Origin of the sequence: Streptacidiphilus jiangxiensis, assembly GCF_900109465.1 — a bacterium.
Classification (GTDB): Bacteria; Actinomycetota; Actinomycetes; order Streptomycetales; family Streptomycetaceae; genus Streptacidiphilus; species Streptacidiphilus jiangxiensis.
This window is the reverse complement of sequence record NZ_FOAZ01000025.1, coordinates 112,900-126,818: the sequence shown is the minus strand read 5'-3', so window position 1 is coordinate 126,818 and position 13,919 is coordinate 112,900. Positions and strand designations below refer to the sequence as shown.

11 protein-coding genes and 1 rRNA gene are annotated in these 13,919 nt (G+C 70.0%); 6 read left to right on the top strand and 6 right to left on the bottom strand.

Features of this window, described 5'->3' with window-relative positions:
- The 5 genes from BMY61_RS35785 to BMY61_RS35765 form a co-directional block, all read right to left on the bottom strand.
- Positions 1 to 132: ribosomal RNA gene (locus BMY61_RS35785) — 16S ribosomal RNA — on the bottom strand; the annotation flags it as partial.
- A 346-nt stretch (positions 133 to 478) separates the two neighbouring features.
- Complete coding sequence (locus BMY61_RS35780) at positions 479 to 1,987, bottom strand: CoA-acylating methylmalonate-semialdehyde dehydrogenase (RefSeq protein WP_042453911.1); 1,509 nt, start codon at positions 1,985 to 1,987, stop codon at positions 479 to 481.
- A 122-nt stretch (positions 1,988 to 2,109) separates the two neighbouring features.
- A complete protein-coding gene (locus tag BMY61_RS35775) occupies positions 2,110 to 2,637 on the bottom strand; it encodes a hypothetical protein (protein WP_042453913.1) in 528 nt (175 codons plus the stop codon).
- Between the two features lie 226 nt (positions 2,638 to 2,863).
- On the bottom strand, positions 2,864 to 4,258 hold the full coding sequence (locus BMY61_RS35770) for an NAD(P)/FAD-dependent oxidoreductase (protein WP_042453915.1): 1,395 nt from the start codon (positions 4,256 to 4,258) through the stop codon (positions 2,864 to 2,866).
- A 78-nt stretch (positions 4,259 to 4,336) separates the two neighbouring features.
- Positions 4,337 to 5,866, bottom strand: a complete 1,530-nt coding sequence (locus BMY61_RS35765) for a gamma-aminobutyraldehyde dehydrogenase (RefSeq protein ID WP_042453917.1) — start codon at positions 5,864 to 5,866, stop codon at positions 4,337 to 4,339.
- A 219-nt stretch (positions 5,867 to 6,085) separates the two neighbouring features.
- On the opposite strand from BMY61_RS35765, the gene BMY61_RS35760 reads away from it, so the two are divergent.
- Positions 6,086 to 7,750, top strand: a complete 1,665-nt coding sequence (locus tag BMY61_RS35760; RefSeq protein ID WP_042453919.1) for a PucR family transcriptional regulator — start codon at positions 6,086 to 6,088, stop codon at positions 7,748 to 7,750.
- 30 nt (positions 7,751 to 7,780) lie between these two features.
- The gene (locus BMY61_RS35755) at positions 7,781 to 8,218 is read left to right on the top strand and encodes an Lrp/AsnC family transcriptional regulator (protein ID WP_042453920.1); all 438 of its coding nucleotides are present in this window, start codon (positions 7,781 to 7,783) and stop codon (positions 8,216 to 8,218) included.
- Positions 8,219 to 8,279: 61 nt separating this feature from the next.
- On the opposite strand, the gene BMY61_RS35750 is transcribed toward BMY61_RS35755, so the two are convergent.
- The gene (locus tag BMY61_RS35750) at positions 8,280 to 9,716 is read right to left on the bottom strand and encodes a gamma-aminobutyraldehyde dehydrogenase (protein WP_042453922.1); all 1,437 of its coding nucleotides are present in this window, start codon (positions 9,714 to 9,716) and stop codon (positions 8,280 to 8,282) included.
- Between the two features lie 176 nt (positions 9,717 to 9,892).
- Here BMY61_RS35750 and BMY61_RS35745 point away from each other — a divergent pair, with 176 nt between their 5' ends.
- The 4 genes from BMY61_RS35745 (at position 9,893) to BMY61_RS35730 (ending at position 13,815) form a co-directional block, all read left to right on the top strand.
- The gene (locus BMY61_RS35745) at positions 9,893 to 10,366 is read left to right on the top strand and encodes an Lrp/AsnC family transcriptional regulator (RefSeq protein WP_042453924.1); all 474 of its coding nucleotides are present in this window, start codon (positions 9,893 to 9,895) and stop codon (positions 10,364 to 10,366) included.
- Positions 10,363 to 11,742, top strand: coding sequence for an aspartate aminotransferase family protein (locus tag BMY61_RS35740; RefSeq protein WP_042453926.1), 1,380 nt, complete (start codon positions 10,363 to 10,365; stop codon positions 11,740 to 11,742). Before BMY61_RS35745 ends, BMY61_RS35740 begins: the two co-directional genes overlap by 4 nt.
- Before the next feature lie 208 nt (positions 11,743 to 11,950).
- Positions 11,951 to 12,703, top strand: coding sequence for an ABC transporter ATP-binding protein (locus tag BMY61_RS35735; RefSeq protein WP_042453927.1), 753 nt, complete (start codon positions 11,951 to 11,953; stop codon positions 12,701 to 12,703).
- A complete protein-coding gene (locus tag BMY61_RS35730; RefSeq protein WP_042453929.1) occupies positions 12,685 to 13,815 on the top strand; it encodes a hypothetical protein in 1,131 nt (376 codons plus the stop codon). The genes BMY61_RS35735 and BMY61_RS35730 overlap by 19 nt, the downstream gene beginning before the upstream one ends.
- Positions 13,816 to 13,919: the final 104 nt, after the last annotated feature.

Here is a 13,919-nt window from a genome sequence, read left to right as displayed (position 1 = left end):
TGCAGGGCAGATTGCCCACGTGTTACTCACCCGTTCGCCACTGATCCACCCCGAAGGGCTTCACCGTTCGACTTGCATGTGTTAAGCACGCCGCCAGCGTTCGTCCTGAGCCAGGATCAAACTCTCCGTGAATGCTTTACATTCGCGCAGAGCGGTGCAACACCTGCTGGAATGAGCAGGCTTGCACACAGCGTCCTCGCTGAAAATTTGTTCTCAAAAGTAACTGGCGTTGACTTTTGGCACGCTGTTGAGTTCTCAAGGAACGGACGCTTCCTTTGCTTCCCTTTCGGGCCGCTCCGGGCGCTTCCTTCGTGTTCCACTCTATCAGAGTTTTTCAGCTCCGATTTCCAGTGGTTTTGTCATCCCATTTACCTCCCCTTCAGGGGGTGGTGGCCGGGGCAACTCGGAGAACGTTACGGGGCCCGGTGGGCGGAGTCAAATCCGCCCACCGGGCCCCGTAGGACCGCTCAGGCGCAGGTCAGGCGTTGGTCGGGAAGCCCAGGTTGATACCGCCGTGGCTCGGGTCGAGCCAGCGCGACGTCACGGCCTTGCCGCGGGTGAAGAACTGGACGCCGTCCGCGCCGTAGGCGTGGAGGTCGCCGAAGAGGGAGGCCTTCCAGCCACCGAAGGAGTAGTAGGAGACGGGGACCGGGATCGGCACGTTGATGCCGACCATGCCGACCTCGACCTCGTTCTGGAAGCGTCGGGCCGCGCCGCCGTCGTTGGTGAAGATGGCGGTGCCGTTGCCGTACGGGTTGGCGTTGATGAGCGCCAGGCCCTCGTCGTAGGAGTTCACCCGGACGACGGACAGCACGGGGCCGAAGATCTCGTCGTTGTAGACGGACATGCCGGGCTTGACGTTGTCGAACAGCGTCGGGCCGAGCCAGAAACCGTCGGTGGTGTCCTCGCCGGAGATCGGGTGCTTTCGGCCGTCGACCACCAGGTCGGCACCGTCGGCGACGCCCGACTCCAGGTAGGAGGTGACCTTGTCGCGGTGCACGCCGGTGACCAGCGGGCCCATGTCCGAGTCGCCGTTGCAGCCCGGGCCGACCGTCAGGGTCGCCATGCGGCTCTTGATCTTCTCGATCAGCTCGTCGGCGATCGGCTCGACCGCGACCAGGACGGAGATGGCCATGCAGCGCTCGCCGGCCGCCCCGAAGCCGGCGTTGATCGCCGCGTCGGCAGCCAGGTCGAGGTCGGAGTCCGGCAGGACCAGCATGTGGTTCTTCGCGCCGCCCAGCGCCTGGACGCGCTTGCCGTAGCGGGTGCCGGTCTCGTAGACGTAGCGGGCGATCGGGGTCGAGCCCACGAACGACACGGACTTGACGTCCGGGTGCTCCAGCAGGCGGTCGACCGAGACCTTGTCGCCGTGGACGACGTTGAAGACACCGGCCGGCAGGCCGGCCTCGGCCCACAGCTCGGCCAGGAACTGCGCCGCGGACGGGTCCTTCTCCGACGGCTTGAGGATGACGGTGTTGCCGGCCGCGATGGCGATCGGGAAGAACCACATCGGGACCATCGCCGGGAAGTTGAACGGCGAGATGATCGCGACCGGGCCCAGCGGCTGGCGGATCGAGTAGACGTCGATGCCGGTGGAGGCCTGCTCGCTGAAGCCGCCCTTGAGCAGCTGCGGGATGCCACAGGCGTACTCGACGACCTCGAGACCACGGGCGATCTCGCCGAGGGCGTCCGAGTGCACCTTGCCGTGCTCGGAGACGATGATCGAGGCCAGCTCGTCCTTGCGCTCGTTCAGCAGCTCGCGGAAGCGGAACAGTACGGTGCTGCGCTTGGCCAGCGAGGCATTGCGCCAGTCGGCGAACGCGGTGACGGCGGCGGAGACGGCGGCGTCCACCTCGGCGATGGTCGCGAAGTCCACCTGGCCGGAGACCTTGCCGGTCGCCGGGTCGTAGATGTCACCGCGACGCGGAGCGGCTCCGGCCGTCGCGACGGCCTCTCCGGCGATCCAGTGGGTGATGTGCTTGCTCAACGTCTGCCTCCGAGTCCAGGCGGGGCACTACGGGCTGCTGTGCGGTGCCGCGCTCCCTACCATTCTGTTTCGGCTCGGGGGCGCCCTCAATCAGCAGCCTGTCGGGTGATTCGCGATCTGCCTTACACCTCGTCCGGCTCCCTGGGATCGTGGTCGCCTCGGCCGTCACTCTGACCCGGGGCGTCGCCCAGTTCTCCGGCGAGTCCTGCGGTGAGCAGGGCGGCGGCCTCGTGCATGGCGAGTTCCAGCAGCACCGGGTCGCCCAGCAGGCCGCTGCCGTCCGGCGGGACGAGCCAGCGCAGGCCGCGGCCGGCCCGGGAGGGGTGGGGGACGGCGATCCAGGTGCCGGGCCCGGCGGTGCGGATGCCGGTGCCGACCCAGCGCGCGGCGGTGCCCGGCGGGACGAAGAAGCCGAAGCGGTAGTCCCCGAAGTCGACCAGGATCGGGCCGGGGTCGCTGTCGAGCTGCAGCAGCACGTCGGCGGTGAAGCGGCCGAGGTCGCCGGGCACGATCAGGACGTCCCAGAGCCGGCCGGCCGGGAGCAGGGCGATGCCCAGGGCGCTGCGTTCCCATTCCCAGCGGCACGCCTGCGGGTCGGGGGCGGCTGCGGCGAGCCACTCGACCGCGCCGCTCGGTTCCACACTTCCCATGGTTCTCGCCCTCCACATCGGCTACCGGGCCCCGGGGGTGGCGAATCCGGGGTCACCGGGAGAGAGCGGTCCGCCGTCCGACTCTTACAGCGTTTTCGGGACCATCGTGAATCCGGCCCGGCTTGTGGTGGCGAGAAGGTGCGTATGGGCGCGAAAGCGGCGCACACCCTGTATAGGGTGTGCGCCGCCATGCACATGCCGAGAAAGGCGCGTCAGCTGTCGCGCATCAGCTGTCGAAGCCGAGGCCGAGGGCGTCCATCGTCTTCAGCCAGAGGTTGCGCTTGCCGGCGTTGTGGTCGGCACGATCGAGCGACCACTTGGTCATCTCGATGCCCACCCACTTGACCGGCTCGGGCGGGAACGGCAGCGGCTTGGACTTGACCATCTCCAGCTCGGTCCGCTCGGTCTTCTCGCCCGAGAGCAGGTCCAGCATCACCTCGGCGCCGAACCGGGTCGCCCCGACACCCAGGCCGGTGTAGCCCAGGGCGTAGGAGACACGCCCCTTGTGCGCGGTGCCGAAGAACGCCGAGAAGCGGCTGCAGGTGTCGATCGCGCCGCCCCAGGCGTGGGTGAACCTCAGGCCCTCCAACTGCGGGAAGGCCTTGAAGAAGTGCCCGGCCAGCTTCACGTACGTCTCGGGCCGGTGGTCGTACTCGTCGCGGACCTTGGAGCCGTAGTGGTAGACCGCGTCGTAGCCGCCCCACAGGATCCGGTTGTCGGCCGAGATGCGGAAGTAGTGGAACTGGTTGTTGGAGTCGCCCAGGCCCTGGCGGTTCTTCCAGCCGATCGAGGCGAGCTGCTCCTCGCTCAGCGGCTCCGTCATCAGCGCGTAGTCGTAGACCGGAGCCAGGAACGGGCGCACCCGCTTGACCAGGTTCGGGAAGATGTTGGTGCCCAGCGCCACGTGAGCGGCGAAGACCCGGCCGTAGGGCGTCTTCACGGCCATGCCGTCGCCCTTGGGCGCGAGGTCGTCGGCGCTGGTGTTCTCGTACACCCGCACACCCAGCTCCATGCAGGCCCGCTTGAGGCCCCACGCCAGCTTGGCCGGGTGCACCATGGCGACGTCGTCGCGGTGCCACAGGCCCGCCAGGAACGTCGGCGAGTTCACCTGCTCGCGCACGGCGTCGGCGTCGAGGAACTCCGACTCCACGCCGTACTCGCGCATCAGCTCCGCGCCCTCGCGCAGCTCCTCGACCTGGTGCGGCTCGGTGGCCACGTCCAGCTCGCCGGTGCGCTCCCAGTCGCAGTCGATGTCGTAGCGCTTGACGGCGGCCTCGATGGCGTCGAGGTTCTCCCGGCCCAGGCGCTCCAGGGTGCGCAGCTCGTTCGGCCAGCGCTCCAGGCCGTTGAAGAAGCCGTGGGTGAGGCTGGCGGCGCAGAAGCCGCCGTTGCGGCCGGAGGCGGCCCAGCCGATCTCCTTGCCCTCCAGCAGCACGACGTCGCGGGAGGGGTCGCGCTCCTTGGCGATCAGGGCGGTCCACAGGCCGGTGTAACCGCCGCCGACGACCAGCAGGTCGCAGTGGGTGTCGCCGACCAGGGCCGGCTCGGGCTCCGGCTTCGCGGGGTCCGCGAGCCAGAAGGGCGTGTACTGGACGTCGGCGATCGAATGGGCCGGATCCATAGATCTCACTGCTTTCTTGGTCCCGGGCGGCCTGTCTTGCCGCCCGGGACGTAGAGGGTGGGAGAAGCGACGTCCGGATTACCGGTCGCCGAAGATGGTGCGGTGCCAGTCCTTGCGGGCCACGGCGGTGATGTCCTGCATCACGTGCTTGACCTGCGTGTACTCGTCCAGCGAGTACTGGGACATGTCCTTGCCGTAGCCGGAGGCCTTGTAGCCGCCGTGGGGCATCTCGCTGATGATCGGGATGTGGTCGTTGACCCACACGCACCCGGCCTGGATCTCGCGGGTGGCGCGCAGGGCACGGAAGGTGTTGGTGGTCCAGGCGGAGGCGGCCAGGCCGTAGGGGGTGTCGTTGGCCAGCTCGATGCCCTCGTCGTCGGTGTCGAAGGGCAGCACGACCAGGACCGGGCCGAACAGCTCCTGCTGGACGATCTCGGCGTCCTGGGCGATGCCGGTCACCAGGGTCGGGCGGTAGTAGGCGCCGACGGTGAGGTCGGTGCCGTCGTGGCCCTTCTCGGGGGCGAAGCCGCCGGCGGCGATGGTGGCGCCGTAGCCGCGGGCGCGGTCGACGAAGCCGGCGACGGAGTCGCGCTGGCGCTCGGAGACCAGCGGGCCGAGGTCGGTCTGCGCGTTGAACGGGTCACCGAGGCGGATCGAGTCGAAGATCTCCGCGGCACCGGCCACGAAGGCGTCGAACAGCGGGCGCTGCACGTACGCGCGGGTGGCGGCGGTGCAGTCCTGGCCGGTGTTGATCAGCGAGCCGGCGGCGGCACCGTTGATCGCGGCCTCCAGGTCGGCGTCGTCGAAGACCACGAACGGGGCCTTGCCGCCGAGCTCCAGGTGGGTACGCTTGACGCCCTGGATCGCGACCTCGCCGACGCGGGTGCCGACACCGGTGGAGCCGGTGAAGGAGACCATCGAGACGTCCGGGTGGCCGATCAGGTACTCGCCGACGCTGCGGCCCTTGCCGGTGATGACGTTGACGACGCCGTCGGGGATGCCCGCGTCGGTGCACGCCTGCGCGAACATCAGCGAGGTCAGCGGCGTCAGCTCGGCCGGCTTGAGCACGATGGTGTTGCCGGCGGCGATGGCCGGGAGGATCTTCCAGGCGGCCATCTGCAGCGGGTAGTTCCACGGCGCGATGGAGCCGACCACGCCGATCGCCTCGCGGCGGATCGAGGAGGTGTGCGTGCCGGACCACTCGCCGCTCGCCTTGCCCTCCAGGTTGCGGGCGGCACCGGCGAAGAACGCGGTGTTGTCGATGGTGCCGGGTACGTCGAACTCGGTGGTCAGCTTGATCGGCTTGCCGGTCTGCGCGGACTCGACCCGGGCGAAGTCCTCGGCGCGCTCCTCCAGGATCGCGGCGAGCCTGGTCAGCGCGGTGCTGCGCTCGGCCGGGGTGGCGGTCGACCACGCCGGGAAGGCGCGCTTGGCGGCGGCCACGGCGGCGTCGACGTCGGCCGTGGAGGCCAGGTCGACGCGCTGCACCAGGGTGCCGTCCGCGGGGCTGGTGACGTCGAAGGTGTCTCCCGAGGTGCCCTTGCGCAGGGCACCGTCGATGTACTGGGCTCCGGCGTCGAAGCGGGTGCCGACGATGGTCCGGTCCATGGGTATCTCTCCTCGGGAGCATGCGATGGGCGGTGCGCCCATCCTGCGACGATGCCTGCTCGGAGAAGGACCGGGCAAGCGACAGTCTGCAAGGCGGATCACTACCAGCATCACACAGTGCAAAGCAGATGCCGGGCGACACCTCGTTGCCGGAATGTCGCTCTGACCTGACACTATGGAGGTCCCTCCGCCGCCCCACAGAGCCCAAGGACCCTGCTTATGTTCCCCACCGTCGCCCGCGTCCTGGAGCTGGACGTGGTCAGCCGGGGCCTGCCCGAGGTCGTGGCCGGGGCGCAGCACCTGGAGCGCCCGGTGCGCTGGGTCCACGTGAGTGAGCTGGCCGACGTGGCGGAGATGCTGCAGGGCGGCGAGCTGATCCTGACCACCGGCATCGCGCTGCCCGAGAGCCGCGACGGTCTGGCCCAGTACGTCCGGGAGCTGGCCGACATCGGCGCGGCGGGCCTGGTCGTCGAGTTCGGTCGGCGCTACTTCGACTCGCTCCCGCGCGCGCTGGTGCACGCCGCCGAGCAGCGCGGGCTGCCCCTGATCGTGCTCCGGCGCGAGCTGCGCTTCGTCGCGGTGACCGAGGCCGTGCACGCGCTGGTCGTCAACGCTCAGCTGGAGGAGCTGCGTTCGTCGGAGGAGATCCACCAGACCTTCAACGAACTGGCGGTCGAGGGCGCGGAGCCGGTCGAGGTCGTGCGCGAGGTGGCGCGGATGGCCGGCGCGCCGGTGATCCTGGAGAACCTCTCGCACCAGGTTCTGGCCTACGACACCGCCGGGCAGAACGCCCAGGTGGTGCTGGCCGGTTGGGAGTCGCGCTCACGCGGGGTCCGCGCCCAGGGCCGCACCGGCTACGACCCGCGCACGGGCTGGCTGACGACGGCGGTGGGCGCACGCGGCCACGACTGGGGCCGGCTGGTCCTGATCGGCAAGCCCGGCTCCGCACAGGAGGACGCCGCCCCGGCGACGGCCTCGCACCGGCACACCATGCTGGTCGAGCGCGCCGCCGCGACGCTGGCACTGAACCGACTGATGGTCCGCGACCGCGAGTCGTTGGAGCGGCAGACCCACCGCACACTGCTCTCCGGCATCCTGACGCACGCGCTGACCGTCTCCGACGTGGCGCTGCGCGCCTCCGCGCTCGGTGTCCCGCTGGAGGGCCGCCGCCTGGTCGGCGTGGTGCTGCGCCAGCGGCGCGGCCCGCTGCCGGCGGCGCTGGAGGCGCAGGCGCGCCTGCGGGACTTCACCGAGACGGCGGCCGCCGCCGTCCGCGAGCGCCGGATGACGGCGCTGGTCGGCGCGCTGGACGACGAGGCGGTCGGGCTGCTGGTGTCCCTCGGCCCGAAGGACGACGAGCACACCGCGCTCGACGGCTTCGCCGGCGCACTGAGACGCCTGATCCTCGAGCAGGAGGACGGCCCGGAGCCGGTCATAGCGGTCGGCTCCTCCGTCGGCTCGGTCCGCGACGCCCGCCGCACGCTGGTGGAGGCCACCCAGGTCGCCGACGCCGCACTGCACGACACCCCCTCCGCCCCGGGCACGCGCAGCGCCTCCTACTACCGCCTCCCCGACGTCCGCCTGCGCGGCCTGCTGCACCTGCTGCGCGACGACGCCCGCCTGCAGACGTACGTGGAGCGGGAACTCGGCCCCCTGCTGGCCTACGACGCGGAGCACAACAGCCAGTTGATCGCGATGCTGCGCATCTACCTGGAGCAGGGCCGCAACAAGTCCGCGGCGGCGGACGCGGCACACCTGTCGCGGCCGTCCTTCTACGACCGCCTGCACAAGGTGGAGCGGGTGCTCGGTGTGGACCTGGACCAGGTCGAGTCCTGCCTGTCGCTGCACGTGGCCCTGCTCGCGCTGGACGCGGTGCGGCGGTAGGCCGACGGGCGACCTGGCACGCTAGTGCCCGTGGACGACATCGACCGGGCCATCCTGCGGGAGCTGCAGAGCGACGGCCGGATCCCCTACGCGGATCTCGGGCCCCGGGTGGGCCTGTCCCCCTCCGCCGCGCGGCAGCGGCTGCAGCGGCTGATCGACGCGAAGGTGGTGCAGGTCGTCGGGGTCACCGATCCCATGGCCATGGGCGGCCAGGCGATGGCGCTGCTCGGCATCAGGGTCGACGGGGACGCGCGCGTGGTCGCGGACGTGCTGGGACAGCGGGACGAGGTCGTCTACTCGGTGCTGACCTCGGGCGGCTACGACCTGTTCGCCGAGGTGGTCTGTCAGGACCCGCGCGCGCTGCTGGACTTCATCAACGACGTGATCCGCCCCGTCGAGGGCGTGACGGCGGTGGACAACTTCCCGTACTTCGGCATCCACACGCACCGCTTCGCCTGGAACGTCTGAACCTCCGGAAAAAGCCGTGAGGCCCGCGGCGCGAGCCGCGGGCCTCACAGTCAGTGCGTCGTCACTCCGAGATGGAGGTCATGACGTGCTTGATGCGGGTGTAGTCCTCGAAGCCGTAGGCGGAGAGGTCCTTGCCGTAGCCGGACTTCTTGAAGCCACCGTGCGGCATCTCGGCGACCAGCGGGATGTGGGTGTTGATCCACACCGCGCCGAAGTCGAGGCGCTTGGCCATGCGCATCGCGGTCGCGTGGTCCTTGGTCCAGACGGAGGAGGCGAGGGCGAACTCCACGCCGTTGGCGTTGCGGACGGCCTCGGCCTCGTCGGAGAACTTCTGCACGGTGATGACCGGGCCGAAGACCTCGTTCTGGATGATCTCGTCGTCCTGCTGGAGGCCCGAGACGACGGTCGGGGCGTAGAAGTAGCCCTTGTCGCCGACGCGGTGGCCACCGGCCTCGACCTTGGCGTGGGCCGGCAGGCGGTCGATGAAGCCGGTCACCTGGGCGAGCTGGTTGGCGTTGTTCAGCGGGCCGTAGAGCACGTCCTCGTCGTCCGGCTGACCGGTCTTGGTCTCGGCGGCGGCCTTGGCGAGCTGGGCCACGAACTCGTCGTGGATCGACTCGTGCACCAGCACGCGGGTGGCCGCGGTGCAGTCCTGGCCGGCGTTGAAGTAGCCGGCGACGGAGATGCCCTCGACGGCGGCCGGGATGTCGGCGTCGGCGAAGACGACGACGGGGGCCTTGCCGCCCAGCTCCAGGTGGACGCGCTTGACGTCCTTGGCGGCCGACGCGGCCACCTGCATGCCGGCGCGGACGGAGCCGGTGATGGAGGCCATCGCCGGGGTCTCGTGCTCGACCATGGCGCGGCCGGTCTCGCGGTCACCACAGATGACGTTGAAGACACCGGCGGGGAGGATCTCACCGATGATCTCGGCGAGCAGCACGGTGGAGGCCGGGGTGGTGTCCGAGGGCTTGAGCACGACGGTGTTGCCCGCGGCGATCGCCGGGGCGAACTTCCACACGGCCATCATCATCGGGTAGTTCCACGGCGCCACCTGGGCGCAGACGCCGACCGGCTCGCGGCGGATGATCGAGGTCATGCCGTCCATGTACTCGCCGGCCGACTTGCCCTCGAGCATGCGGGCGGCACCGGCGAAGAAGCGGATCTGGTCCACCATCGGAGGAATCTCCTCCGACGCGGTCAGCGCGAGCGGCTTGCCGGTGTTCTTCGACTCGGTGGCGACGAGCTCCTCGGCCCGGGCCTCGATCGCGTCGGCGATCTTCAGCAGGGCGAGCTGACGCTGCGACGGGGTGGTGTCGCGCCAGGCCTCGAACGCGGCCGCGGCGGCGTCCATGGCGGCGTCGACGTCGGCCTGCGCCGAGAGCGGCGCGGTGGCGTAGACCTCGCCCGTCGTCGGGTCGATGACCTCGGTGGTACGGCCGTCCGCCGCATCGGTGAACGCGCCGTTGATGTAGTTGCGCAGCTTCAGAAGCTCGCTCACTTCGGACCTCTTCTCGACTTCCAGCTTGGGCGACGTCGTTGTCGTCGCGCCCAGGGTAACTCTGTGCTGCGGTTATCGACAGGTCCGGGCGGCGAAGACGATGGATTCAGTATCGGTTTCAAGCATCAGCGACGGAATCACTTGCGTACAAGCGGACGATCAGGCAAGGTGGCGACGTGGCCAACCGCGACCGGAACGCCAACGTTCCACTCGACTCCGTCTCCAAGGCGATCATCGAGCAGCTGCAGGAGGACGGGCGACGCGCCTACGCGACCATCGGCAAGGCCGTCGGCCTCTCCGAGGCGGCGGTGCGGCAACGCGTCCAGAAGCTGCTCGACCAGGGTGTCATGCAGATCGTCGCCGTGACGGATCCGCGCACCGTGGGATTCACCCGACAGGCGATGGTCGGCATCACCGTCGAAGGTGACGTGGACGCCGTCGCCGACGCGCTGGCCGCCATGGACGAGGTGGACTACGTCGTGGTCACCGCGGGTTCGTTCGACCTGATGGCCGAACTGATCTGCGAGGACGACGAACATCTGCTCGAACTGATCAACAAACGTATCCGCGCGCTTCCCGGCGTGCGGAGGACCGAGAGTTTCGTTTACCTGAAACTCCGGAAACAGACCTACACCTGGGGTACCCGATGAGCGCCGACGCGGTCGCCAACAAGGACCTGTCCAAATCCGCCTACGACCACCTGTGGATGCACTTCACCCGCATGTCGTCGTACGAGAACAACCCCGTGCCCACGATCGTGCGCGGCGAGGGTGAGTACATCTTCGACTCGAACGGCCGCAAGTACCTGGACGGTCTCGCGGGCCTGTTCGTCGTGCAGGCCGGTCACGGCCGCAAGGAGCTGGCCGAGGTCGCGCGCAAGCAGGCCGAGCAGCTGGCCTTCTTCCCCCTCTGGAGCTACGCGCACCCGGCCGGCATCGAGCTGGCCGAGCGTCTGGCCAACTACGCCCCGGGCGACCTGAACAAGGTCTTCTTCACCACCGGTGGCGGCGAGGCCGTCGAGACCGCCTGGAAGCTCGCCAAGCAGTACTTCAAGCTGCAGGGCAAGCCGACCAAGTACAAGGTCATCTCCCGCGCGGTGGCGTACCACGGCACCCCCCAGGGCGCCCTGTCCATCACCGGCCTGCCGGCCCTGAAGGCCCCCTTCGAGCCGCTGGTCCCGGGTGCCCACAAGGTCCCGAACACCAACATCTACCGCGCCCCGCTCTTCGGCGACGACCCGGTGGCCTTCGGCCGCTGGTGCGCCGACCAGATCGAGCAGCAGATCCTGTTCGAGGGCCCGGAGACCGTCGCCGCCGTCTTCCTCGAGCCGGTGCAGAACGCCGGTGGCTGCTTCCCGCCGCCGCCCGGGTACTTCGAGCGCGTGCGCGAGATCTGCGACGAGTACGACGTGCTGCTCGTCTCGGACGAGACGATCTGCGCCTTCGGCCGCCTCGGCACGATGTTCGCCTGCGACAAGTTCGGCTACGTCCCGGACATGATCACCTGCGCCAAGGGCATGACCTCGGGCTACTCCCCGATCGGCGCCTGCATCATCTCCGACCGCATCGCCGAGCCGTTCTACAAGCAGGACAACACCTTCCTGCACGGCTACACCTTCGGTGGCCACCCGGTCTCCTCCGCGGTGGCGCTGGCCAACCTCGACATCTTCGAGAACGAGGGCCTGAACAAGCACGTCCTGGAGAACGAGGGCGCGTTCCTCTCGACGCTGCAGAAGCTGCACGACCTGCCGATCGTCGGCGACGTCCGCGGCAACGGCTACTTCTACGGCATCGAGCTGGTGACCGACAAGGCCACCAAGGCGTCGTTCACCGACGAGCAGTGCGAGCGGGTGCTGTACGGCTTCCTCTCCAAGGCGCTCTTCGAGAACGGCCTGTACTGCCGCGCCGACGACCGTGGCGACCCGGTCATCCAGCTCTCGCCGCCGCTGACCGCGGACCAGTCCACGTTCGACGAGATCGAGCAGATCCTGCGCAACGTGCTGACCGAGGCGTGGACGAAGCTGTAAAGGCTTCCGGCTGACTTTCCGTCACCACCCTCCGCCGCAGGGCGGCCCCAGCTACTCCAGCCGGGGCCGCCCTGCGGTGCTTTCGTGAAGATTCGTTCACTCGTGTGAGTGATAAACGCGACACGAGGCAAAAAACCGCCACGCAACCGGCACACCTTTCTCTCGTTCATAATCTGTGAGCCACACACTCACAGAGGCGGAGGAAGCCGTGAGCGTCGCACCACCCGACAACGACGTGCTCTGGGCACGGTCGCTGGTCAAGTCGCACCACGGCACCCCGGCGCTGCGTGGCGTCTCCCTGAACGTCCGCGAGGGCGAGGTCCTGGCGGTGGCCGGGCCGCGCGGCTGCGGCAAGTCCACCCTGCTCGACGTGCTCTCCGGAATGCTCCCGGCCGACGAGGGCGAGATCTGGTTCAACAGCTCCCCCGTTCACACGCTCGGCCGAACGGCACGGGAGAGGTTGCGCCGGGAACGCTTCGGCTACGTCGGCCCCGAGCCGCAGCTCGTGCCGGAGCTGAACGCCCGTGAGAACGTCGCCCTGCCGATGCTGCTGGCCGGCACCTCCCGCAAGATCGCCGCGACCTCCGCCGCCGAGTGGCTGGAACGGCTCGACGTCGCCGACTGCGCCAAGCGCCGCCCCGCCGAGCTGCTCCAGGACCAGCGCCAGCGGATCGCCGTCGCCCGGGCGCTCGCCGCACAGCCCGCGGTGGTCTTCGCCGACGAGCCGACGGCCCCCCTGCACCGCGAGTCGCAGGACCAGGTGATGCGGATACTGCTCACCGCGTCGCGATCGCACAAGATCACGCTTATTCTGGCGACGCACGACGCGAGCGTGGCCAGATATGCCAACCGGGTGGCGGTGATGGCCGATGGACGACTCGCCACCCCTGTCGACGCCCGGGACGCCGTCGCGCTGAGTGAGCTCGAAGAGGACGCCCCTACGTGTTCTACCTCCGTGTAGCGCGCGGATACCGTGCGCTGGACCTGCTGCGCTGGACGCTGACCAGCGTCGCGTCGGCGATCGTGGCCGCGCTGCTGCTGCGCGCCCTCGGCCGCGCCGTCTCCACCCCCGCACCGGCCCCGGCCGGACCGGCGCTGGACCGGCTGCTGTGGTGCCTGCCCGCTCTTGCCGCCGTCGCCTACCTCGCCGGGGCCTGGGCCCGCGCTCTGCCGCTGCAGCAGCCCGAACGGATGACAGGCCTGGTCGCGGCCGGTGTCGGCCCGGTGCGGATGCGGCTGCTGCTCGCCGGGGAGATGGCCCTCGCCTGCGCGTTCGGCGCGGTGGTCGCCCTCGTCGGCTTCCTGCTGCTGCGCGCCCACGTCGTGGACCTGGTGCCCGGTGGCCGTCTCGACGACGCGCTCGGCACGCGCGGCTCCCTGCCGGCCGCCGGCACCGTCACGCTGCTCGCGCTGGTCCCGCTGTTCGGCGGTGTCGCCGCGGCGGCCGCGGTCCGACCCTCCGACGTCATCCCCGTCGACGGCTCCGACCAGCCGCAGCGCCGCCCCACTCTGCGCCGCATCGCGCTCGCAGCCGGGCTGCCCGCCCTCGGCACGCTCATCGTGGTGACCGCCGTCCGGGTGAACGCGCCCGAGGCGGCGGCCGTCGGCTGGTTCGTCGCGACCACCGGCATCGCCCTCGCCGTCCCCGTCCTGCTCTACGGCGCGGGACAGGCGCTCGCCTGGGGTCGCCCCCGGGCCACCCGCCTCCTCGCCGGCCGCGGGCTCCAGGCCCAGGCCTGGCGCCTCGGCACTCCCCTCGCCGTCCTCTCCGTCGCGGCCGCGCTCGGCGCGGTCGCCTGGTACCAGTACGCCGACGACCCCCACCGGCGCCTGGGGCCGCTCCCCCTCGTCGAGGCCTGCCTGGTCGCCCTCTGCGTCCTCGGCGCGCTCCTCACCCGCCTGGCCGAACTCGCCGGCGCCCACCGCGCCGCGTACACGCCGCTGCGACGCATGGGCTCGCCGACCTCCGTCCTGCAGGGATCCGTCGCCCTCCGCACGGCCGCGGCGGGCGCGGTCGTCCTGGCCGCCGCCGCCGGCGCGGGGTTGCTGGCGGCTGCGGCACTGAGCGTCTGAGACCTGGCTCCGGGGGCTCCGGGGCAGGGCGGCGCCGTGAACTCACCACCTGTTCACTCGCAAGGGGACGTCCCACTCCGGACCGCCGTGCCACCATGAGCCGC